Source organism: Staphylococcus sp. EZ-P03, from assembly GCF_003344575.1.
Classification (GTDB): domain Bacteria; phylum Bacillota; class Bacilli; order Staphylococcales; family Staphylococcaceae; genus Staphylococcus; species Staphylococcus simulans_B.
Genome location: NZ_QPMO01000030.1, coordinates 1 through 24995 on the forward strand (window position 1 = coordinate 1; position 24995 = coordinate 24995).

Annotated in this window: 12 protein-coding genes and 1 tRNA gene; 10 read left to right on the top strand and 3 right to left on the bottom strand. The window is 37.8% G+C overall.

The genetic code is table 11. The annotated features are described in order from the left end of the window. The first annotated feature begins 80 nt into the window (after nt 1-80). Together DVJ99_RS11860 and DVJ99_RS11865 are read left to right on the top strand one after the other, a co-directional pair. A complete protein-coding gene (locus tag DVJ99_RS11860) occupies nt 81-407 on the top strand; it encodes a helix-turn-helix domain-containing protein (RefSeq protein ID WP_276118013.1) in 327 nt (108 codons plus the stop codon). A 206-nt stretch (nt 408-613) separates the two neighbouring features. Beyond that, a complete protein-coding gene (locus DVJ99_RS11865; RefSeq protein WP_114604387.1) occupies nt 614-9904 on the top strand; it encodes a GA-like domain-containing protein in 9291 nt (3096 codons plus the stop codon). 172 nt (nt 9905-10076) lie between these two features. On the opposite strand, the gene DVJ99_RS11870 is transcribed toward DVJ99_RS11865, so the two are convergent. Further along, nucleotides 10077-10166, bottom strand: a tRNA-Ser gene (locus tag DVJ99_RS11870). Between the two features lie 368 nt (nt 10167-10534). Between DVJ99_RS11870 and DVJ99_RS11875 the strand changes: the two genes are divergently transcribed. The 3 genes from DVJ99_RS11875 to DVJ99_RS11885 all read left to right on the top strand — a co-directional run bounded on the left by DVJ99_RS11875 (nt 10535) and on the right by DVJ99_RS11885 (nt 13860). Next, nucleotides 10535-11365, top strand: a complete 831-nt coding sequence (locus DVJ99_RS11875) for a helix-turn-helix domain-containing protein (protein WP_114604388.1) — start codon at nt 10535-10537, stop codon at nt 11363-11365. 226 nt (nt 11366-11591) lie between these two features. Beyond that, on the top strand, nt 11592-12659 hold the full coding sequence (locus DVJ99_RS11880) for a hypothetical protein (protein WP_114604389.1): 1068 nt from the start codon (nt 11592-11594) through the stop codon (nt 12657-12659). 244 nt (nt 12660-12903) lie between these two features. Continuing rightward, the gene (locus tag DVJ99_RS11885; RefSeq protein WP_114604390.1) at nt 12904-13860 is read left to right on the top strand and encodes a carbohydrate kinase family protein; all 957 of its coding nucleotides are present in this window, start codon (nt 12904-12906) and stop codon (nt 13858-13860) included. A 548-nt stretch (nt 13861-14408) separates the two neighbouring features. On the opposite strand, the gene DVJ99_RS11890 is transcribed toward DVJ99_RS11885, so the two are convergent. Then, a complete protein-coding gene (locus DVJ99_RS11890; protein WP_114604391.1) occupies nt 14409-15527 on the bottom strand; it encodes a DsrE/DsrF/DrsH-like family protein in 1119 nt (372 codons plus the stop codon). Nucleotides 15528-15957: 430 nt separating this feature from the next. Between DVJ99_RS11890 and DVJ99_RS11900 the strand changes: the two genes are divergently transcribed. The 3 genes from DVJ99_RS11900 to DVJ99_RS11915 all read left to right on the top strand — a co-directional run bounded on the left by DVJ99_RS11900 (nt 15958) and on the right by DVJ99_RS11915 (nt 20519). Next, on the top strand, nt 15958-16413 hold the full coding sequence (locus DVJ99_RS11900; protein WP_114604393.1) for a MarR family winged helix-turn-helix transcriptional regulator: 456 nt from the start codon (nt 15958-15960) through the stop codon (nt 16411-16413). A gap of 349 nt (nt 16414-16762) precedes the next feature. Beyond that, complete coding sequence (locus tag DVJ99_RS11905) at nt 16763-18406, top strand: alpha-keto acid decarboxylase family protein (RefSeq protein WP_114604394.1); 1644 nt, start codon at nt 16763-16765, stop codon at nt 18404-18406. A 493-nt stretch (nt 18407-18899) separates the two neighbouring features. Beyond that, complete coding sequence (locus DVJ99_RS11915; protein ID WP_114604501.1) at nt 18900-20519, top strand: BCCT family transporter; 1620 nt, start codon at nt 18900-18902, stop codon at nt 20517-20519. Between the two features lie 95 nt (nt 20520-20614). Here DVJ99_RS11915 and cudC read toward each other — a convergent pair whose 3' ends face one another. After that, on the bottom strand, nt 20615-21172 hold the full coding sequence (gene cudC / locus DVJ99_RS11920) for a choline uptake/conversion transcriptional regulator CudC (protein WP_114604396.1): 558 nt from the start codon (nt 21170-21172) through the stop codon (nt 20615-20617). Between the two features lie 244 nt (nt 21173-21416). Between cudC and betB the strand changes: the two genes are divergently transcribed. After that, a complete protein-coding gene (gene betB / locus DVJ99_RS11925) occupies nt 21417-22907 on the top strand; it encodes a betaine-aldehyde dehydrogenase (protein ID WP_114604397.1) in 1491 nt (496 codons plus the stop codon). 111 nt (nt 22908-23018) lie between these two features. Further along, nucleotides 23019-24704 (top strand): choline dehydrogenase, encoded by a 1686-nt coding sequence (gene betA, locus DVJ99_RS11930; protein ID WP_114604398.1) that lies wholly within the window; start codon nt 23019-23021, stop codon nt 24702-24704. Nucleotides 24705-24995 lie beyond the last annotated feature (291 nt).

The following is a 24995-nucleotide window of genomic DNA, read 5'->3' on the forward strand; positions in this document are numbered from 1 at the left end:
TTAAGTTTGAAATCTAAACTATAACTTTTATTCATAATTAAACACCCCAAAAGTTGAATTTTGTAGGTTCAACTTTTGGGGTGCAGTACAATGTTGCACAATGTTTATTTGTGAACAGCAGCTTTCTTTCGAGAAAGTTTAAAGCTGAAATGCGCATGGGATTTAGTGAATATGTCAGACGCATCAAACTCTATCGTTTCGCAGAAGACTTGCTGGTCAGCGGTAATGAAAAAGAACTGTGGAAAACTTATCATTTTGCTAGTTACCGTACCTTTTTGAAGAACTTTAAGTCGCAATTCAACATGACACCGACAGAGTTTATATTGCAATCAAAACAATGCAAAATCAAAGAAAAAACAGTAACTGAAAACATTTACAAACAAGCTTTAGAATATTTAAAAGAATAAATAAAACTAAATGATAAACACATTCTAGTTGATTACACTTTTTTTACTTTAGACATACACTATTTTTACTATTCATTTGATGTTCATCTTTTTTTGTCAAAAATACGTTAATATAAATTTTGTTCTCTTAACGAGCAACAGTTAAGGGATGAAAATAAAGTCATCATTTTCAGCATATAGACAAAGATACAACGGAGGAACCATCAATGAAACAACAATCAAAGAGAAGACTTGATTTTCTGCCGAATAAGCAAAACAAGTATTCAATCCGTAAATTTACGGTAGGAACCGCTTCTATCCTCGTAGGAGCAACATTCTTGTTTGGACTTAGCCATGAGGCGCAAGCAGCAGAAGAACAAACACCAAATGACGTTACAGTACAATCTCAATCTGTAAATACACATTCAAACAATGAATCAGCGTCTCAACCATCCCAAGAGACATCTGATACAGCAGCCGTTACACCGCCCGTAACAACAGAGGCCCCTGCTTCTGAAACAGCTGCACCAACAAATCCAAATGCAACACCAACTACATCACAAGAATCAACTTCACAACAAAAAGCTCCAACATCAGAAACGAATAAAGTTTCAACTCAAACAACAACCGCTTCACAAACAACATCATCAGAATCAACACCAGTTGTCGAACAGCAACCAACTTCAGAAACAATCGCTAAACCGCGTACAAGACGTGCTTTAGAAACTGCAGATACATTTGAAAGTATCCCTGCACCTGTAAACAATGAAACATATAACGGGAAAATTATTGATTACACTGGCGATTTAGTTCAAAAAGTAGAAAATCCAGGAAAAACCGTTGCTCCGGATTACATCAACTTTTCTCCTAAATTTACAAACTATGATAGTAAATCATACTCGTTCTTAACAAATGGAACAAACGTAACAAGTAAGAAGCTTACGAATACAAATGATGGAGCTATTCATGCTTATTTAGGTGATTACATTACTTTAAATAACACAAGCCCAGAAGCTTATGTATATATCAATAATGTGGGTATAGCAGATGGCCATAAAGTAGATGCATTAGTTCATGTTACAAGAGATCAGGCTTCAACAAATTTTCCGACTGATATTAGATATTTCTTCACTTCAGGACGTGATATGTTGTCTATGACTTCTCAAGACGGAGGAGGCACAACAGCAAATATTAAGTTCTTGCAAAACATTGACAAAGCAAGACTTGATGAATTTTACAATACAATTCAAAATGGAACATCGATTTCTTCAGTGGTTGATGGTTTAAATGCATTGAATAGCGAAGCACATCCAGTCAGCGGGTTACTTAATATTTATGATTTAGATGATTATGATAGAAACAAAGCAGTTGATGTTAGAAAATCTGTAACATTCAATCGCAATGAAATTAATGAACTTTATGTAAGTAATCAACAACCATTTCCTGCTACAGCTAATTTAGAGTTGAAAGATGGGAAAGTAATTATCTCTACAGGAGAGCAGCCAAGAGGCGGAGTAGAAGAATATCCTAACCGAGTAACAGCCACATTCCAAGACAAGAGTGAACTGACATACAGTATGACAGGAAGAAATGCATCAGGGACTGCTTTTCATGTTAAAGGAATTTTGTTAGTTCCGATTCAACCTTATACAACTCAAGTCGTTAATCCGGTTAACGGAACAGATGGAAAAGTTACAGTTACTCAGTATATCCCGACAAGAGAAGTGTCTCAACCTGCTACTTTACCATCAAAAGTAGAAATTTCAGCAGAGTTTCCACAAGGTATTAGTGCAACGGCACAGCCGAACACAAGTGATTTCGCAGCTTCGCAGAATGGTACGAATAAAGTGGTCTTAACCAGCACTACACAAGCCTTATCTAAACCAAGTTTTTATGACCACACTTATGTGCTTCCAATCACTTTAAAACATGAATTAACAGTTAATGATATCAGTTCAAATTCAGAAAAGTGGTTGAAATTAAAAGAATATTACGATGGCGATGTTTTAAATGTTCCTGTGAAATGGTCATTTGATAATGGTGATAAACAGTGGGATAACCTTACAACAGACCATTCAACAGTACCGTTAAAACTTTCAGATGAATTAAAAAGAGAAATCGACAAACAAATTATGGCAGAAGCAACAGCTTCAGTTGAAGAAGCGAAGACTGCACATGCACAAGCTAAAGAAAAGGCACAAGCGATTGTTTCAGATCAATTAGTGAACAGCAATGAAGCAACAGAACTTCAAACAAGTATTCAATCAGCAACAGATAAAAAATCAATTGCACAAGAAAAAGTGAATCAGCTGCCAGAACGTTTAAAAACACAGTTACAAGCAGAATTAGATCAACTTACTCCAATTGCAGTACCGGATATCAATGATAAAAACAATAACAATATCAGCGATGAACAAGATGAGCTGATTGCACAAGCGGAAGCGTTGATTGCGGATGCATCTAAAGCGGAAGAAGCAGCAAAATCAGCATTAAATCAATTAAATGCAGATAACGCGATTTCACCAGAAGACAATACTCAGCTTACTCAATTGCAAAATGACTTTACAGAGAAAAAACAAGCAGCAAAAGATAAAATCGCATCTATTCAACAGCCGCATCAAGGTCCATTAACTGAAAAGCTAAACAAACTCTTAGGTATTAATGTACCAGAGGTTAATGACAGAGATGGTAACGGAAAACCGGATGACTTAGATGCTCAAGAGCAGAAAAATACAGATTTGCTTAACGCAGCAGCTGATTTGGTAGCTAAAGCGGAAGAAGCAGACAAAACAGCTCAAACAAAACTTCAATCAGCGATTGATAATAATTTAATCACACCTGAAGAAAGTACAGACTTAATTTCAGAAAAAGATAATGCAGCAGCGACAAAGACAAAAGCAGAAGAAGCGGTAAATGCGTTACCTCAAGATATGCAAAAGTCATTATTAGACCGTTTGAGTAAATTACATGGTATTGAAGTACCTAGCATTAACGATAAAAATAAAAATGATATTCCAGACACTCAAGATGAATTGATAGAAGCAGCAAAACTTTCAATTAAAGAAGTGCAAGATGCAGATGCAACAGCGAAATCAGAACTTGCGACAGCACAATCAGATCAAGCGATTAATCCAACTGAACATGATAACTTAGACAGATTGCAAAATGATTTTACAGCTAAGAAACAAGCGGCGACTGATAAAGTGAATGCAATCGACAGCAAATACAACAGTGATTTATTGAATCAATTAGCTGCATTGAACGGCATCGATGTTCCAACAGTTAATGATGAAAATAATAACGGAAAACCTGACAGTGCTGAAGAAGAAGATAACAGCAGATTGCTGGATGAAATAAGAGCAGCAATAGAAGCAGCGAAAAATGCTGATCAAGCAGCACAAGAAAAATTGAAGGAAGTTAAACAAGATGATGTAGTATCACAAGCAGAATTAGATGGACTCTATACTGTAGAAGATAATGCAGACAATACAGCAGCTGAAGCAAGACGCTTAATAGAACAACTTCCAGAGAACTTGCAAGCACCGTTTTTAGAAGAAGTGAATGCATTAAACGGTATAGAAATTCCTGGTATCAATGATTTTGACAATAACAATATTCCAGACACTCAAGATGAATTAATCAAAGCAGCAGAAGTTTCAATTAAAGAAGCAAAAGATGCGAATGATTTAGCTAAAGCAGAACTTGCGACAGCACAATCAGATCAATTGATTAATCCAACAGAACATAGCAACTTAGAAAGATTGCAAAATGATTTTACTACTAAGAAACAAGCAGCCACAGATAAAGTGAATGCAATTGATCCAAAATATCGCAAAGATTTACCAGAACAACTTCAAGCATTAACAGGTATAAGAGTACCAGAAGTGAATGATAAAAATAACAACGGCAAACCTGACAGCGAAGAACAACAAGAGCAAGAAAATGCAGCATTGCAAGCAGCAACAGATTTAGTAGAGAAAGCAGAACAAGCAGATAGAGCAGCCCAAGAACAACTTAAATCAGCGAATACAAATGATTTAATTACACCAGAAGAGTCTGCAAGTTTAACAACAGCTAAAGATAGCGCATCAACAACAAAATCAGCAGCAGATGAAGCAGTTAAAGCATTACCTCAAGATGTACAAGAACCATTATTAAATCGTCTAAATAAATTACATGGTATTGAAGTGCCTAGTATCAATGATAAGAATAGTAACAGTATTCCAGACGATCAAGATGCGTTAATTAAAGAGGCGACGAAAGCTTATGAATACGCAAAAGCAGGAGAAGACATCGTAAAAACAGAACTTGCCAAAGCACAAGCAGACAGTGTGATTAATCCTGAGGAACACACAATGGTGGGTGCATTACAAGATGCATTCGGTCAAAAGAAAGCAGAGGCAGAATCAAAGGTTAATGCAATAGATGAAAAGTATCGTGGTGAATTGCCGGAAAAAGTTGCAGCATTAATAGGCGTAACAGTACCGGAAGTGAATGATGCTAATAGCAACGGCAAGCTTGATAGCCAAGAACAACAAGAGCAAAGAGCACAACAAGACAAAGCATTACAAGCAGCAACAGATTTAGTAGAGAAAGCAGAAGCAGCAGATAGAGCAGCACAAGATCAACTTAAAACAGCAAATGACAATAACTTAATTACACCAGAAGAGCATACAAATTTAACAGCAGCTAAAGATAGCGCAGCAACAACAAAATCAGCAGCAAATGAAGCAGTTAAAGCATTACCTCAAGATGTACAAGAATCATTATTAGAGCGTCTGAACAAATTACATGGTATTGAAGTGCCTAGTGTCAATGATAAGAACAGTAACAATATTCCAGATAATCAAGATGAGTTAATCAAAGCAGCAGAAGTTTCAATTAAAGAGGCACAAAATGCAGATGCCTTAGCCAAATCAGAACTTGCGACAGCACAGGCAGATCAAGTAATTAATCCAACAGAGCATAACAACTTAGATGAATTACAAAATGATTTTACTACTAAGAAACAAGCAGCAACAGATAAAGTGAGTGCGATTGATGAAAAGTATCGCAGAGATTTACCAGAACAACTTGCAGCATTAACAGGCATAACAGTGCCAAAAGTGAATGATGCAAATAATAATGGCCAACCTGATGATGCGGAACAAGCAGCACTCGATACATTACTTGCAGATGCAAAGGCAGCACTAGAGAAAGCTAAAGCAGCAGATCAAGCGGCGAAAGCACAATTAAGCGAAGCGGAACAAGATCAAGTGATTAATCCTGTTGAACACGAAGGTTTAGAAACAGCGAAAACGACAGCAGCAACTGCGAAGTCAGAAGCAGCAGACAAAATCAATGCATTACCAGAAACATTACGAGCACCGCTTCAAGCAGAATTAGATCAACTTAACGGTATCACTATCCCTAGTATCAATGATAAAAATACAAATCAAATCCCAGATGATCAAGATGCATTGATTGAAGCAGCAAAAGCAGCTATCCAAGCAGCCGAAGCAGCAGATGCTTTTGCAAAAACAGCATTGAATAAAGCTGATGAAAACCAAGCTATCACACCAGAAGAACATCAACAACTTTCAGATTTGCAAGCAGACTTTGTTCAAAAGAAAGCAGCAGCAGAGCAAGCAGTCAATGCAATTAACGAAGTATTACGCGGAGTATTACCTGGGAAATTAGCAGCATTAACAGGTATTGATGTTCCAGAAGTGAACGATGCTGACAGCAATGGCAAACTTGATGCAGCAGAAGCACAAGAACTTCAAGATGCATTACAAGCAGCAACAGAATTAGTAGAGAAAGCAGAACAAGCAGACAAAACAGCACAAGATCAACTTCAATCAGCAAGTGCGAACGACTTAATTACACCAGAAGAGCATACAAGTTTAACAGCAGCCAAAGATAATGCGGCAACAACAAAATCAGCAGCTGATGAAGCAGTTAAAGCATTACCAGAAGCAGTACAAGGACCATTGCTTGAAAGATTGAATCAGCTTCATAACATCCAAGTACCAAGTATCAACGATGAGAACAACAATAATATTCCAGATGATCAAGACGAATTAATCAAAGCAGCAGAAGTATCAATTAAAGAGGTACAAGAAGCGGATGCTTCAGCCAACTCAGAATTAACAAAAGCACAAGCAGACCAGGTCATTAATCCAACAGAACATGACAACTTAGACGGATTGCAAAATGACTTCACAACTAAGAAACAAGCAGCAGAAGAAAAAGTGAATGCGATTGATGAAAAATATCGCAAAGATTTACCAGAACAACTTGCAGCTTTAAACGGTATTAATGTGCCTTCAGTCAATGATGAGAATTCAAACGGTATTGAAGACAGCATAGACAGCTTGTTAGCAGATGCACAAAAATCAATTGATGCAGCGAAAGAGATGGCAAACCAAGCACAAGACAAACTCAACGAAGCTAAAGCAGATCAATTAATTAATCCTAAAGAACTAGAAGCACTTACAGGTATTAAGAATTTAGCGGAAGCGAATAAACAAGCAGCACAAGCTAAAGTCAACAGCTTGCCTCAACAATATCAAGCACCGTTGCAAGCACAATTGGATCAAATCAACACAATTGCATTACCTGAAGTCAACGATAAAGATGCGAATCAAATCGATGACCATACTGATGAACTTAAAGCTGCAGTTCAAGCCTTAGTAGATGAAGCAAAAGCCGCAAATCAAGCTGCACATCAAGAAAAATCAGAAATCGAAAAAGATAACTTGGTAACACCTTTGGAACAAGCACAATTAAAAGATAAAGCGCGTTATGCAGCAGAAGCAAAACAATTAGCACAAAGAGCTGTAGATATGATTTCAGAAACATTGAGACCTGAATTCCAAACGCAATTAGATGCATTAGTTCCAGTTGAAGTGGCAAACATTAATGACCAAAATTCAAATGGCATTGATGATGTACAAGACCGATTGATTGAAGATGCGCAAAAAGCAATTAAAGCAGCACAAGATGCAGAAGCAGCAGCTCAAATCGGATTAAACGCTGCATTAGACAATGAAGTAATTACTGATAGCGAACAAAACATTTTAGATGCACTTCAAAAAGATTTCGCAGCTAAGAAAGCAATTGCACAAGAAAAAGTAGATTTAGTCGAGGATGCATTAAAAGGCGATATGCCAAGCACATTAGAGCAATTACACGGTATCACTGTACCTGAAGTCAATGACAAAAATCATAACGGCGTTGATGATGCTTTAGATGCAGCACTGCAGGCATTGATTCAAAAAGCAGAAGATGCAAATCAAGATGCGCATATACATTTAGCAGAAGCGAATACAGACAGCTTAATAACACCAAAAGAACATGAAGCATTAGTTTCAGATCAAACAAAAGCTGATACTACTAAAGAAGAAGCAGTTGCGGCAGTTAAAGAAAGCCATATTCCAGAAACAGTTAAAGCAGAATTGCTAGAGGTATTGGCACAATTAGACAACATTGATGTACCGAAAGTCAATGACGCAAACAACAACAAGATTGCTGATGATGTAGATGCACAATTAGCCGAAGCTGAGGAATTAGTGAAAAAGGCAGAAGCATTGAATGAAGCAGCACAAAATGAATTGGCAAAAGCAGAAGTTGACCAATTAATAACACCATCCGAACATCAAGCATTAACACAACAACAAGTATTATTTGAAGGTGCAAAAGCTGCAGCAGAACAATGGGTTGCTCAATTACCAAAAGCATATCAATCACAATTCGAAGCGCGCTTAAATCCGCTTCACGGCATCAACATCCCAGATATCAACGATCAAAACAGCAACAACATCAAAGATTCAGATGATGCCGCACGAGCAGAGGCTGAAGAATTTGTTAAAGTTGCTCAATTAATGGATACGAAATTACAAGAAAAATTAAAGGCTTTAACATCAGATGCATTAATCACCCCAGAAGAATACGGTCAATTAGCACAACTCAATGCAATTTATGAAGATGTTAAAGAACAAGCAGCAGCTAAAGTCAGTCAATTACCAGCAACACTAAAAGGTGATTTACCAGCAATTTTAGCATCATTAAAAGGTATTGCTTTACCTCAAGTGAATGACAAAAATCATAATGATATTGATGATGCAACAGATCAAAACATCAATGAAGCAAATGTTGCGTTAGAGGCAGCTAAAGCAGCGGATAAGGCCGCAAAAGCAGCTTTCAACGAAGCAGTATCAGACAACTTAGTTACACCAGAAGAGCAAGCAACATTGAAAGAGCAACAAGCTAATGCCAAAAACACAAAAGCATTAGCCCAAAACAAAGTTGACGCATTGCCAACAGAGTTAAAAGGCAGCTTAGAAGAAGAGTTAGCGCAACTTACAGGTATAGATGTACCAGAAATCAATGATGCGAACGCAAATGGCACAAACGACATCCAAGACCAATGGTTGAATGATGCAATAAAAGCAATTAACGCTGCTAAAGTTGCAGATCAAACAGCGAAAGCACACTATAACGAAGTAGTTACAGACAACTTAGTTACACCAGAAGAACAAGCAACATTGAAAGTACAACAAGCCAACGCTCAAACTACAAAAGCATTAGCCCAAAACAAAGTCGACGCATTGCCTACAGAGTTAAAAGGCAGCTTAGAAGAAGAGTTAGCGCAACTTACAGGTATAGATGTACCGGAAATCAATGATGCGAACGCAAATGGCACAAACGACATCCAAGATCAATGGTTGAATGATGCAATAGAAGCAGTCAACGCTGCTAAAGTTGCAGATCAAACAGCGAAAGAATACTACAACGAAGCGATCTCAGACAACTTAGTTACACCAGAAGAACAAGCAACATTGAAAGCGCAACAAGCTAATGCCAAAAACACAAAAGCATTAGCCCAAAACAAAGTCGACGCATTGCCTACAGAGTTAAAAGGCAGCTTAGAAGGCGAGTTAGCACAACTTACAGGTATTGTTATCCCAGACGTAAGTGAACATCATGTATCAGAACCATCATCTGAAGTTTCATCAGAAGAGAACCATGATGCAGCATCAGTAAATACAGATGAAGTTTTGAATACAGACAATCATCATACACCAAGTGAAACATCTGAGGTTCATAATCAAAGCGAAAATACTCATGTGAATCAATTAAGCAAAGACACTGATACAAATGAGGAAACACTCGCAAAAGAACTTGTTCAAGTTGAAACTGACAACAATGAAGCTGCAGCGGTACAGGAACAAGTGAAAGCTGAACAATCAACTCAGTTGAACTTAGATAAAAATATAGAAAAAGATAGTATTCAAGCAGGAAACAATGATCGTGTTGTGAATACTGCTGCTGAAAGCACACATCAAGAAGTACAAAACAACAGCACTCACACAACAGAGAAAGCAACAAAAGTTGTAAAACCAGCATCATCTCAATCAAAACAAACATTGCCGAAAACAGGAAGCACAGCTTCTAATGGTTTATTATTAGGCGGTATTGTCGCATTAATCGGTGCTGCATTCGTATTAAGAAATCGCCGCAGTACAAATGAATAAGTGGATTTAATAAGCAAGTGGAAGTCGTACTCTTTATGAGTGCGGCTTTTTATGTAGGTAATGTATTAAAGGTAATGGTTATTTTAAGTTTATGAAGGTGTTCGTATAGTGAAAGAAAAGGATAAAACAAAAAAGCCGAGATACAATTAAGTATCTCGACTTCTATAAGTAGCGGAGAAAGAGGGATTCGAACCCCCGCGAGCCGTTAAGCCCCTGTCGGTTTTCAAGACCGATCCCTTCAGCCGGACTTGGGTATTTCTCCATACATTTTTAACACAAGATTTATTATATAGCAGAATAGGGAGAGCGTCAATAATTTTTTTAATAATCCTTACAAAAAATTGAAACCCTGTTAATCTAGTTTTCATGTAAAGGAAAATAGAAGAAAATGCATGAACGTTTTGGAAAAAGTTGTAAAAAAACAGTCAAATTAACATAAAAACCATTCAATTATCTGAAGATTTAGTTTATTATTATAGAGTGAAGCACAAACTGAAACAATTATGTTTAAAAGCTATTTTATCCCTCTAAAAATAGTGGTTGAAACTTCATTTCTCTCACTCGATTCACTTTCAGCTTTTCCTTTTGATTTAAAACTATCCAAAACACATATTGATAGGAGGAACATCATTGGATTACAACTATTATGTTTTTACGGCGCCGATATGTATAAAAGACTGCGCACGTTATGACGAATACTTTAATATCTACTTTGTTTTATCTGGTAAAGTTATCGTAAACAAACTCAATCATGTATTTCATTACAGAGCTGGGGATATCTTTATTCAGGCACCTAACTTCACATCTCCCGAAATTGAGGTCAAGAAAGGAAAAGTCGCATGCTTATCTATTCATAAAGTCTACTTTGGACAAGTCTACTTAAAAGATGTACCGAAAGTCGAAAGCAATTTTGAAGTTTATAACTTCATTAAACGCGACTACATTGATGCATTACGATTGGTATATGATAAGAAAATGGTGAAGGCCAATACTGTCATATTAAGATTGATTAAATACTTGCGCGTCTATGTGGAAAATTTTGATAACTGTCTCTACGGCATTACGAAACACTCAACCATTAATAAAGTGATTCGCTACGTCAATAATAATTTCCATGAACCATTAAAGCTGTCTAGTATGTCCGCAAGGTTTCATGTCAACCATAGTTATCTTTCGCGTAAATTCAAACAAGAATTGCATATGACTTATCAAGAGTATGTGAACAAAGTGAAACTCTATAATGCGGCAGAGTATTTAGCATTGAATACTGATGCCATATCGATGCTGGAAACGATGTGGGAAAAATATGCTTTTGCCAGTCAAAGAGCTTATCTTGGCCACTTTATCAATCAGTTTAAACTGGCACCTGAAGAATTTTATATCAAAGCACGTGAAAAACGACTTAAAGATCAAGAACTTACAAACAAGGTCTATCGAGAAATTATGAAATTTATAGATTAGCAGTGCTTATTAAAAAGTGTGTACATAATGTACCGCTTTTTATTTTTGCCTTTTATTTAAAATAATTAGTAAACAAGCAAGGTACACGTGCTATGCTTATGGATAAGGGGTCTTATAGTTCTATCGCAATTAGAGTTAAATTAAATAAAATCTTAATTTTATTTGGTGAGTGATAGGGTATAAGTTACTAATGAAATGCGAGAACTAACCAAATGGGGGAATAGTTATGAAAGTAAATGTAGCAGATTTTTTAACAAAGCGCTTATCTAAACTAGAAAGCAACTTTAAAAATTACGGTGACGATATGGCGTATTTAACTTTAACAACACGCAGTGATAATGCTTTGAAAGATTTATTGGCGATTCAAACTTTGCGTAATGCGAAAACAGAAACAGTCGCAAGAGAAATCGCAAGATTAGATTTAGCTGTCTTAGATCAAAATGAACTGACAGACATTATTAAATTAAAATCAGTCTTTGCGCATGATTTCGAACCGAATACTAATGCACAAGTATCGCCGGCTGTTCAACAGATTCAACGGGATTTAAAAGATAACCTTAATAAATTAGTCAATCCGCCGAAATCATGGACATATACTGTAGCTGAAAAAGCGAAGCTGCATTACGCGGCAGTTTATGTCGATGTACAAGCTGATAAAAACTTTGAATTACCGGAAACTAAAGCCGCATTCTTAAAACAATACCCAGAATTAAAAGCCGCAGATTTAGTTTATAAGAGTATTCAAAATCATGTGCACGAACGCGATCATTCGATTGAAGAAATCGTAGACGCACCGCTTCAAAACGAAGTCTTTGAACCTATCTTAACTGAACACACAGAACTTCAAATCAGAAAAGGCGACATCCGTACACTCTATGTAGGTCATTACAGCGACTTTAAAGTCGCAGTTTACTTGCAAGTGTTTGAAATAGGTCAGTATCTTGATGAAGAAGAGCCTGAACCAGTCAAAGAGATTGAAACAATTACTGCAGATGAAGCAGGTAATATTGTGACGACAGATGAAGCGAAAGAAGAAAACACACAAGCAGACACAGCTGAACAAAAAGAAGAGGCACAAGAAGCACCAAAAGAAGAAACAAAAGAGAAATCAGATAAGAAAAAGAAAGACAAAAAAGAAGATAAGAAATCAGACAGCAAGAACAAGAAGAAAAAAGACAAAGACAGCAAAGATAAAAACAAAAAGAAAGATAAAAAAGACAACAAGAAAGAAGATAAGAAAAAGGACAAAAAGAAAAAAGATAACAAGAAAAAAGGCAGTAAGAAGAAAAAGTAAGCCATACAATAAGAATATCCGCCTTCAAGTACATGCTTGAAAGCGGATATTTTTAATGCATTGAATGGTTAGACAGTGATTTTGTCTTTTTCGGATTGCTTGCGCTATTCAAACATTGGGTTCAAGATGAACAGAGAGTAGATGTAGATACATTGATCGCATATATCGCGAAGCTTTCCTTTAATGGACCGCTGCGCTTGATTGCATCTGATAATATATAGAATAAGTATGAAGGAGGGATATCATGCATCAACTTTATGCCATAGGAGAAGCCTTGATTGATTTCATTCCTAAAGAAAGAGATGCCAAATTAAAAGAAGTGACGCAATTTGGACCGCAAGTCGGCGGAGCACCTGCGAATGTCGCAAGCTGTGTTGCTAAATTAGGACGACATGCTTCGCTCATTACACAAGTAGGAGAGGATGCTTTCGGCGAAAAGATTATCGATACTTTAACTGAAGTAGGCGTCGATACACGTTATATCCTTCAAACCAGCCAAGCAAATACCGCTTTAGCTTTTGTGAGTTTAACTCAAACAGGAGAACGTGATTTTGCCTTTTACCGTAAGCCTTCAGCGGATATGCTTCTAAGAGCAGAACAAGTACAAGATATCCATTTCGATAAAACAGACATCTTGCATTTCTGTTCTGTTGACCTTGTACCGAGTGCAATGAAGACAACGCATGAAGCGATTATCGAGAAAATGATAGAAGCACAAGGTACAATAGTATTTGATCCGAATTTACGTTTCCCGCTTTGGGATTCAAAAGAAGAATTGAAACATACTGTTCGTGCCTTTATACCGAAAGCGCATGTTTTAAAAATTGCGGATGATGAACTTGAATTTATTACCGGTATAACTGATCAAGAAGCAGCCGTACAATCTTTATTTGAAGGTAATGTGGAAATTGTGATTGTGACACAAGGCAAAGACGGCGCATCCTTATATACCAATGCAGGAAAAGCTGCTGAACATCCAGGTTTTAAAGCTGAGGTCAAAGACACAACTGGTGCAGGCGATGCTTTTATCGGTGCGATATTATACCAATTGCTTGGAAACAACCGTGAAGATTTAGTGGAATCAGCATATGATTTCATCAAGTTTGCTAATGCAGTCGGTGCATTGACGACAATGCATTATGGTGCGATAGGAAGCTTGCCGGAATTATCAAAAGTAAATGCATTTTTAGATGAACACTAAACACCATTGTTCGCAACCGTGTTTCAGATAAACCGCAATTTAATTGAAATCGATCATAAAATTTGGTAAGATTTACTTGTAATAAAATAGCCCCCAGTCATGTAGGACTGAAGGCTAGAGTAAAGGCTCACAACGCACGATTGTGATTACCAAACGAACCTTATAGGAGACTAGTTATGTTGCCGCATAGCTAGTCTTTTTTGTTGTTCTTTTTGCTGATAAGGAATTTGATAGCCGTTGTTAACACTGCAATTTGAACAATTGAGGAGAAATTAATTGTGAGCTCATGGATAATAATCTCCATCCACATCACCTCACTTTCATTACCAATTCAAGGCACGTGAGGTACTCACAATAAAGTAAGGCGACCTTTACTCATAAACTTATTTTAGCATTTTACGAACACGTTTTCAAAGAAAATACGAACAAATGTTCGATATAAATCTTAGCACATTAGTTCAGTGTCTGCCAAGTGATAAGAAAAGTCTCTGTCCTTTTTTTGAACAGAGACTGATGCAGTGCAGAGCAGTATATTTTAATGATTTGGCTTAAATAAACAGATTATGTTTGGATTGTTCTGTATCTCCGATGTACGTACCGACACCGCCGATTTGAACTTCAGGACGCAATTCTTCACGTTTGATGCCCATCACATCCATACTCATTGTACATGCGATCAGTTTAATATCATTTTCGATGGCTTTATCGATGAGTGACGGCAGAGAATCTACATTCTTTTGTTTCATGAGTAATTTCATCATGAAGCGGCCGAGACCGAACATATTCATTTTAGATAAAGGCATGCTTTCTGGACCTTTCGGCAGCATCATATCAAAGAGCTTTTCTAAGCCTTGTTTCTTCACTTTAGGTGCGTCTGTGCGTTTTAAAGCATTTAATCCCCAGAAAGTGAAGAAGATAGAGACATCTCTGCCTGCAGCACGTGCACCGTTAGCAATAATTAGTGCAGCTAATGCTTTATCTAGTTCTCCGCTGAATAATACAATTGTTGTGCCGTTGTCTGATTCATGGACAGTCATGTCTTTAGATTTCTCTTCGCCTTTTTCAATTACAGCTGTTACTTTTTCATTGTCAGTGTTTAAGTCAATCAGATGATGGCCTGTTTGTTTGACCCAGCTTTGAATATCACTGGCAAAACCAGGGTCTGTTACTGTCGCTTCGATTTGCTGACCTGGGTTCAGCTGTTTGATTTCTCTGCTTAAATTCATAATCGGACCAGGACATTGCAAGCCGCTGTAATTCACTTGCTTGCGATCAGGCTGTACAGTCTTTGTTTCTTCAGATACTTCTTGTTGAGGCGTATCTGTCTCATCTGTATTAGTGTTGTCAGGTGTGTGTTTGGCTTCTTGTTGTTCGCTGTATGCTTGGTAACCGCCGTTTAGATTCACGACTTCAAAACCGCTGTCGCTTAACATTTGGCTGGCTTGCTGGCTGCGTTTGCCGGCTTGGCAGTAAATATAATAAGTTTTGCCTTGGTCTAACGGAAATTTTGTATTCAATGTCGATAGCGGATAGTTTAACGCATCTTCAATATGACCTGTTTCGTATTCATCTGTTTCCCTTACATCTATGAGTTGTCCTTGAGCACCCATTGCTTGTAAATCTTCATCTGTCAAATCGGTGATTTGAACCGTCTTAAATCGTACCATCCTAGCATCTCCCTTTAAGTTCGTGTTGATGTCATTGTACAAAGAATAGATGAAAATTCACAACAACATGCCTAAAACTCTGTGGTATAATGAGCAATATTATACTATGGGAAGTGATGCATATGAAAAAACATAAAATATTAATTTTAAACAGCTTGGCAGTCCTCACCGTAGTACTCATATCAATTCAGCTATTAGACTTGTTCAAATTTATTACTATTAAAAATGCATTATCTAATCTGTTGAGTGATCTCGTGATAGTGTTGATCGGCACACTCTTTTACAGCAGGCGCAAAAACAAATTTGCATTGGCGATTATTATCATTGGGTTATTCGGGTGTGCTTTAGCTCTGATTGAACTCTTGCTATAATGAAGTTAATTGTCAGAAAATACATAATGAGAAGAATATGAAGTAAAGGAATGTATAGAATGTCCACGTATAATAACGATTACGAACACCTGCTGTTTTATTTTGCCTACAAAACATTTATCCATACTGCGGATGAAATCATAGAGAAGAAAGGTATGAGCCGCCAGCATCATCGCTTCTTATTCTTCATCGACAAAGTACCAGGGATTACCATCAAAGATTTGCTTAAAAGCATGGAAATTTCTAAACAAGGCAGCCACCAAACACTAAAAAAACTAAAAGATGAAGGCTTAGTCATCGAAAAGAAATCTCAAACAGACGGCAGAGTCAAAGAACTTTTTGTGACTGATAAAGGTCATCACTTAGTTACTGAAATCAACCAAGCTCAAAATGATTTGCTTCAAAGTATTAAAGGTAAAGTCGGTAATAACTGGAATGCGATGATGGAAGAACTCGCAAGCAAACGTCCCGGCTTCCAAGAAGTAAAGTATTTAAAAGGGGATTTAGAAGAATAACGTCGATATAAAGGGAAGTATCTGTATGATATGCGGTTACTTTCGTTAAAAAGGATACATCATTAAAAACAAAATCCGCACTTTTTTATCAAGAAGGCGGATTATATTATGAAAAAGCAATAGACTTTGGCGGCGTAGTCGGCAAAGAAGTTTTTTAACATCGATACAAGTTTATAGAATACTTTAAATGTCTTGCGATTTCGCAAGGCTTTTTATTTGGCCGTTTGGTTATATTTCAACGTATTAGATTGAAAATTGCGACTTATATAAGTCAACTTTATTGACCAAATTAATGTAAATAAGTTATTCTAGTAGTGTATTAGAAATAGAGACAAAGGTGGAATGAATGATGAAAAAACGTGTAGGGGAGTATTTAATGGACTGCTTGAGCGCCGCTGGAGTAGATAAAGTATTCGGCGTTCCTGGCGATTTCAACTTAGCATTCTTAGATGATATTATCAGCAGAAAAGATATTGAATGGATTGGTAATACAAACGAATTAAACGCAAGTTATGCGGCTGACGGTTATGCACGTATGAACGGTTTAAGTGCAATGGTCACAACATTTGGTGTAGGTGAATTATCTGCAGTGAATGGTGTTGCAGGTTCTTATGCAGAACGTGTGCCAGTGATCGCAATTACAGGTGCACCGACACGTGCAGTTGAAGAAGCGGGCAAATATGTCCACCATTCACTTGGCGAAGGCGAGTTCGACAACTATCGCAAAATGTTCAAAGAAATTACGACAACACAAGGCTACATTACACCTGAAAATGCACAAACAGAAATTCCGCGCTTAATCGATGCGGCATTAGCTGAAAAACGACCTGTACACTTGCACTTGCCGATTGATGTGGCAATGAGTGAAATCGAGGTTGAAGCAGCATATGAATTACCAAAACGCCAATCAGAAGATGTCTCAAAATATATTGATATGGTCAAAGATAAATTAAACAGTGCATCACAACCTGTGATTATTGCAGGACATGAAATCAATAGTTTCAAACTGCATGAAAAACTAGAAAAATTCGTGAACCAAACACAAATTCCAGTTGCACAATTGTCGCTCGGCAAAGGTGCTTTCAACGAAGAAAATCCGTATTACATGGGTATTTACGATGGTTCTATCGCAGAAGAAAACATCAGAGACTATGTAGATAACAGTGACGCAATCTTAAATATCGGTGCGAAAATTACCGATTCAGCAACTGCAGGCTTCTCATACAAATTCGATATCGATGATGTAGTGATGTTAAATCAACACAACTTCAAAATGAATGATACAGAAGCTAGTGATGTAACATTGCCTGATTTATTAGACGGCTTATTAGAAATGGAATATGTGAATAAAGCAGATTATCCGAAATATGTACGTCCAGAAGAAGGCAACTACACATTATCAAATGAACCATTAACACAAGAAACTTACTTCAAGATGATGCAAGACTTTATTGCGCCGGATGATGTGATTTTAGCTGAACAAGGCACTTCATTCTTCGGTGCTTATGACTTAGCATTGTATAAAAACAATATGTTCGTAGGCCAACCATTATGGGGCTCAATCGGCTATACACTGCCGGCAACATTAGGTACGCAAATTGCGGATCAAAACCGCCGCAACTTATTACTCATCGGTGATGGTTCATTACAATTAACAGTACAAAGTATTTCAACAATGATTCGCGAACAAATCAAACCTGTATTGTTCGTCATCAATAACGATGGTTATACAGTTGAACGTAAAATTCATGGTGAAAACGAACCTTATAACGACATCTTTATGTGGGATTACAAAGCACTGCCAGCAGTCTTCGGTGCTAAAGATGAAGTGAAAATCCATGATGTTTCAACAAGCGAAGAATTGAAAAAAGCATTTGAAGCGATTAATGCTTATCCAGATATGATGCACTTTGTGGAAGTGAAAATGGGTATGCATGATGCACCGCACAAATTAGAAGCAATCGGTAAAGCTTTCGCAAAACAAAACAGCTGATCAACTCACAAATTTAATATTGATTAAAGCATCAATACACAGCATTTTTCCTCGGCTCATTAGAGAGTCGGGGATTTTTTTGTCTGTTTTCAATGAATCAGACAGAAACGTTGTACTTTTTGAGAGGATTTCGGTCTGTTCTTCAATAATATCGAACTTTTTAAAAAGAATATTTATGCATTGTTTTGGTATATTAAGTTCATTCAATTCGTTAAATTCTAACTTAACAGTGCATGATTGACGCTACTGATGCATGTCTCACTTGTGTGAAATATATATTTATTCATTATAATCCAAATATTTACCTGCATGAATTTGCATTTTTATAAATTATTCGTTACTGTTTTTATGTAACGTTCGAAAAGAAGTTCGAGTGAATTGATTGTAAAATGGTGGTTAATGATCAAGTGCATCAACTTCAATAAATTAAATAGGGAGTGCAAGACTAGTGCAAAAAGCTAAAAAACAAAGCAAAGCTAAAAAGTCCCAGATTATGGACTGGACGACGTTTTATGGTACAGTCTTTATTTTGCTTTTAGCAGTTGTTCCAATGATGGCTTTTCCAAAAGCCAGTCAAAAAGTAATTACAGACATTAACGCCGCAGTTTCAGATTCATTAGGTGCGGTTTACTTATCTCTAGGTTTAGTTGTATTAGGGTTCGTGCTGTATATTGCCTTCGGAAAATACGGCAATGTAACTTTGGGGAGAGCCAGCGATAAACCGGAGTTCGGAAACTTTACTTGGGCTGCGATGCTGTTTTGTGCCGGCATTGGTTCAGATATTTTATATTGGGGTGTCATTGAATGGGCATTCTATTATCAAGTACCGCCGCACGGCGGAAAAGGTATGACAGATTCTGCGTTAGAATATGCGACGATGTACGGCATGTTCCACTGGGGCCCGATCGCGTGGGCAATTTATGTGTTACCAGCATTGCCGATCGGTTACTTGGTATTCGTTAAGAAAAAGCCTGTTTATAAAATCAGTCAGGCATGCCGTCCTATCTTAAAAGGACAGACAGAAAAGCTGCCGGGTAAAATTGTAGATATTCTCTTTATCTTCGGTCTGCTTGGCGGTGCCGCAACATCATTAGGGTTAGGTGTTCCGATGATTTCTGCAGGAATTGAACGCTTAACTGGTATTGATGGACAAAATATGGTGCTGCGTTCAGCAATCTTAGTAACAATTACATTAATTTTTGCGGTCAGTTCTTATACAGGATTGAAAAAAGGGATTCAATACTTAAGTGACGTCAATGTATGGTTGTCATTCTTACTCTTAGCCTTTGTCTTTATTGTCGGACCGACAGTATTCATTATGGAAACGACAGTAACAGGCTTTGGGAATATGTTGAAAAACTTCTTCCAAATGGCAACATGGTTAGAACCATTCGGCGGTATTGACGGTCGCAAGGAAACCAACTTCCCGCAGCAATGGACAATTTTCTATTGGTCATGGTGGGTAGTTTACGCACCGTTTATCGGATTATTCATTGCTCGTATTTCTAAAGGCCGCACATTAAAAGAAGTGGTTTTAGGAACAATCATTTATGGTACTTTAGGCTGCGTATTATTCTTCGGTATTTTCGGAAACTATGCAGTGTACTTGCAAATTACACATCAATTCGATGTCATTCAATTCTTAAACACTAACGGTACTGAAGCGACAATCATTGAAGTCATGCATCAACTGCCATTCCATAATATTATTGTAGTGCTGTTCTTAATTTCAGCCTTCTTATTCTTGGCTACAACATTTGATTCTGGTTCATACATCTTAGCATCTGCTTCTCAAAAGAAAGTGATCGGCGAACCATTACGTGCAAACCGCTTATTCTGGGCATTTGCTTTATGTTTATTACCATTCTCATTAATGTTAGTCGGCGGACAGCGTGCACTGGATGTCTTAAAAACAGCATCTATACTTGCCAGTGTGCCGCTGATAGTAATCTTCGTCTTTATGATGATTTCCTTTATCATCACCTTGTCGCGAGATCGGATTAAGCTGCAATTAAGGGCAGAACGATTAAGAAAAGCAGAACATCGTTTACTGAAAATCAATCAAATCGCAGAAGAGCGAGAAGAGGCACAATCGACAAACAGTAAAGAATAGACTGATGAGATATTCAGCATAAAATTAAAACGGCATGTACGCATTGGATTTTTGCGTACATGCCGTTTTATATTCTGCAAGTTGTCTCAGAACAATTATGATAAATTTTTAGAATCGGGAATTGGGAAATATTTAAAGATTTCACCTGTACGAATTGCTTCGTTGATTTGAGATAACCATTCGTAATAAATACGAGAGTGCTCAAGCTGGTCGCATACCTGTTGTGCATAAGCTCTTGTCTCTTCATCAATATCATCAGCATTTAATACGTCGTGAATAATTTTCTCAGCTTCATCAAGCGAAGCCATATTGACATTGATTTCTCGCGAGAACTTTACATCAAAGAAATGTCTGAAGAACACAAAGAAATCTTTCTCTGCCACAAAGTGCTGTTTGCGGCTGCCGCGTGTAAACTGCTGCTTCACTAAATCATATTCTTGAAGCCTTTTGACCCCTGTACTCATACTAGGCTTGCTCATCTGCAATTTCTCACGCATTTGATCTAATGTCATATTATCTTCAAAGACCATAGTCCCGTAAAGGTTGCCGACACTGCGATTAATGCCGTATAAATCCATCGTTTCGCCAATCGCGCTGATCACTAAAACTTTAGCTTCTTCGATGGCGTGTTCATATTGATTTGAACCTGTCATAACTTAAACCTCCGTCCACTACATTTATATTCATTTTAGAGTTAATTCGCTGATTCGTCCAATATTGATAATTGATACGTAGACAGCTGAATTATCATGTTACTGCTATTTGCGCACAATGCTTAGTTTGCATTCGCAATTATACATAATTTCATAGTTTGACATGTTCTCTTATTCCATGCTAACATAAACTTTGTAAAATTCGTTAAATAAAAATTTAACAAAGTTAACGGAGGTCGAAATGATGGAACTTGTAGAACGTTTATCTCGCCAGCAATTTATTGATGGTGAATGGGTAGACAGTGCAAATAAAGCCACAAGAGAAATAATCAATCCTTATAATCAAGAAGTAATCTTTGAAGTCTCAGAAGCCGCACCAGAAGATGCAGAACGTGCAGTGAAAGCTGCGAGACGTGCTTTCGATCAAGGTGACTATGCGAATGAAACAAGTGAAGTCAAAGGACAAAAAGTCAGAGCAGTCGCTGATAAAATTAAAGAAAATAGAGAAGAATTAGCAAAACTTGAAACATTGGATACAGGCAAAACTTACGAAGAATCCTTAGCAGATATGGATGACATTCATAATGTTTTCATGTACTTTGCAGGTTTAGCAGATAAAGACGGCGGTGAAATCATCAATTCACCGATTCCAGGAACTGAAAGTAAAATTGTGAAAGAAGCAGTTGGGGTGGTTGCACAAATTACACCTTGGAACTATCCGTTATTGCAAGCTTCATGGAAAATCGCACCGGCACTTGCGACAGGTTGTTCATTAGTGATGAAGCCAAGCGAAATCACACCACTAACAACAATTCGTGTCTTTGAATTAATGGAAGAAGTCGGTTTCCCTAAAGGTGTTATCAATTTAGTATTAGGTGCCGGATCAGTTGTTGGCGACGTATTATCAGGTTCTCCTGAAGTCGACCTAGTATCATTTACCGGCGGAATTCAAACTGGTAAACACATTATGAAACAAGCAGCAAACCATGTTACGAATGTTGCATTAGAACTTGGCGGCAAGAACCCTAATGTGATATTCGAAGATGCAGACTTTGATTTGGCAGTGGACCAAGCACTAAATGGCGGCTACTTCCATGCCGGACAAGTTTGTTCTGCAGGTTCACGCATCATTGTTCAAAATTCAATTAAAGAGAAATTCGAAAAAGCATTAGTAGAACGTGTTGAAAAAATCCGTTTAGGCAACGGCTTTGACGACACAACAGAAGTCGGCCCGTTAATTTCAGCTGAACATCTGGCTAAAGTAGAAGGCTATATGGATGTTGCAAAAGAAGACGGCGCAACAATTGCGACAGGGGGCAAACGTCCAACAAGAGAAGACTTGAAAGACGGTTTCTTCTTTGAACCGACAGTGATTACAAATTGCGATACGTCAATGCGTATTGTACAAGAAGAAGTATTCGGACCGGTTGTGACAGTAGAAGGATTCGAAGATGAAGCAGAGGCTGTGCGTCTTGCGAATGATTCTATCTACGGTTTAGCAGGTGCAGTGTTCTCTCAAGACATCGGTAAAGCACAACGTGTTGCGAACCGTTTACGTATGGGAACAGTTTGGATTAACGATTTCCATCCTTACTTTGCACAAGCACCATGGGGCGGCTATAAACAATCAGGTATCGGCCGTGAACTTGGCAAAGAAGGTTTAGAAGAGTACTTGGTTTCAAAACATGTATTAACGAACTATCAACCAGAACCAGTGAATTGGTTTAAAGGATAATAATTTTAAATAAAGCGAGAATACAGGCAAAGCAGAGGTACAAGCCCTCATATTTGCCCCTCTATTCTCGCCATTTTTATGACAAATCATGGATAAAAAGGAGAAAGAGCTATGACGAAATCGTATGATTATGATTATATTATTATCGGCGGAGGCAGTGCCGGTTCAGTATTAGGCAATCGTTTAAGTGTGAACAAGAACAATGAAGTATTGGTATTAGAAGCAGGACGCAGCGACTATTTCTGGGATTTGTTTATTCAAATGCCGGCAGCGTTGATGTATCCGTCAGGGAATCGTTTCTATGACTGGATTTATGCGACAAACAACGAACCGCATATGGGCGGACGCCAAGTTGCACACGCCCGCGGTAAAGTATTGGGCGGATCAAGTTCAATCAACGGCATGATTTATCAGCGCGGCAATCCTATGGACTATGAAAAATGGGGTGCGCCAAAAGGTATGGAAACATGGGACTTTGCGCATTGCTTACCATATTTCAAACGTTTAGAAACAACATTCGGTTCTAAGAAAGATGACAAATACCGCGGCCATCATGGTCCCATCAAATTAAAACGCGGGCCGGCTAAGAATCCATTATTCCAAGCATTCTTCGATGCTGGGGTACAAGCAGGCTACAATAAAACACCTGATGTAAATGGTTTCCGCCAAGAAGGTTTCGGACCTTTCGACAGCCAAGTGCATAACGGCCGCCGTGTTTCAGCTTCACGTGCTTACTTGCATCCGGTAATGAAACGTAAAAACCTGCATGTAAAAACACGTGCATTCGTTACAAAACTGAACTTTGACGGCAACAAAGTAACAGGCGTTACTTTCAAACGCAACGGCAAACTTCATACCGTTACAGCAAAAGAAGTGATTTTATCAGGCGGCGCATTTAATACACCGCAAATCCTTCAATTGTCAGGTATCGGTGATTCAGAACACTTGAAATCATTAGGTATTGAACCGCGTATCCACTTGCCAGGTGTCGGCGAAAACTTTGAAGACCACTTAGAAGTGTACATTCAGCACGCAGCGTCTCAACCAGTTTCAGAACAACCGAGCTTGAATCCGTTGAAGATGCCTTGGATTGGTCTGCAATGGATCTTCAGCCGTACAGGCCCAGCCGCAACTAACCACTTTGAAGGCGGAGGTTTCGTACGTTCTAATGATGACGTGAAATATCCAAACTTGATGTTCCACTTCTTGCCGTTAGCTGTACGTTATGATGGACAAAAAGCAGAAACACAACACGGTTTCCAAGTACACGTCGGACCAATGTATTCTAACTCACGCGGCAGCTTGAAGATTAAATCAAAAGATCCGTTTGAACATCCAGACTTTGTCTTCAATTACTTATCAACTAAAGAAGACGAACGCGAGTGGGTAGAAGCCATCCGCGTTGCGAGAAATATCTTATCTCAACCAGCATTAGCACCTTATAATGCAGGAGAAATCTCACCTGGACCAGAGGTACAAACAGATGAAGAGATTTTAGATTGGGTACGCCGCGACGCAGAAACAGCATTGCATCCGTCATGCAGTGCGAAAATGGGACCTTCATCAGATCCTATGGCAGTTGTCGATCCGTTAACAATGAAAGTACACGGCATGGAAAACTTGCGTGTTGTGGATGCATCAGTAATGCCTACAACAACAAACGGCAACATTCATGCGCCAGTATTAATGATTGCTGAGAAAGCTGCAGATATCATTTTAGGCAACACACCAATGGAACCTGAATATATGGATTACTATCAACATGGCAAGCATGACAAAAATGCGGGCACAGTATAATATTACTCATTTAGAGGTTTTCTGCTTTTTAGAGAACCTCTTTTTTTAAATTTATAAAAACTTTTTTTCAGATTTTAAAGTAATCTAACAAATGTTTGGTAAAAAATCGTTGAATGCCTTGTCATTTCTAAATTTACAGAAATAGTGTTTATAATTACACGTTTGTACAAATATTAAGTTATTGTAAATTTGCTTTAGTAAAACCTAATAATTATGAAAAGTTTGTTCTATTTATGCAATAATTATTCAGAAATTTTAGACGTGTCAAATAAATCTAGTAGACATTGATTT

What these genes read in the sequence shown, in the direction of transcription:
- DVJ99_RS11900 (WP_114604393.1), top strand. Translation starts at nt 15,958, where the DNA reads ATGTCCACGTATAATAACGATTACGAACACCTGCTGTTTTATTTTGCC.
- DVJ99_RS11915 (WP_114604501.1), top strand. Translation starts at nt 18,900, where the DNA reads ATGGACTGGACGACGTTTTATGGTACAGTCTTTATTTTGCTTTTAGCA.
- DVJ99_RS11880 (WP_114604389.1), top strand. Translation starts at nt 11,592, where the DNA reads ATGAAAGTAAATGTAGCAGATTTTTTAACAAAGCGCTTATCTAAACTA.
- DVJ99_RS11885 (WP_114604390.1), top strand. Translation starts at nt 12,904, where the DNA reads ATGCATCAACTTTATGCCATAGGAGAAGCCTTGATTGATTTCATTCCT.
- betA (WP_114604398.1), top strand. Translation starts at nt 23,019, where the DNA reads ATGACGAAATCGTATGATTATGATTATATTATTATCGGCGGAGGCAGT.
- betB (WP_114604397.1), top strand. Translation starts at nt 21,417, where the DNA reads ATGGAACTTGTAGAACGTTTATCTCGCCAGCAATTTATTGATGGTGAA.
- DVJ99_RS11890 (WP_114604391.1), bottom strand. Translation starts at nt 15,527, where the DNA reads ATGGTACGATTTAAGACGGTTCAAATCACCGATTTGACAGATGAAGAT.
- DVJ99_RS11865 (WP_114604387.1), top strand. Translation starts at nt 614, where the DNA reads ATGAAACAACAATCAAAGAGAAGACTTGATTTTCTGCCGAATAAGCAA.
- DVJ99_RS11905 (WP_114604394.1), top strand. Translation starts at nt 16,763, where the DNA reads ATGAAAAAACGTGTAGGGGAGTATTTAATGGACTGCTTGAGCGCCGCT.
- cudC (WP_114604396.1), bottom strand. Translation starts at nt 21,172, where the DNA reads ATGACAGGTTCAAATCAATATGAACACGCCATCGAAGAAGCTAAAGTT.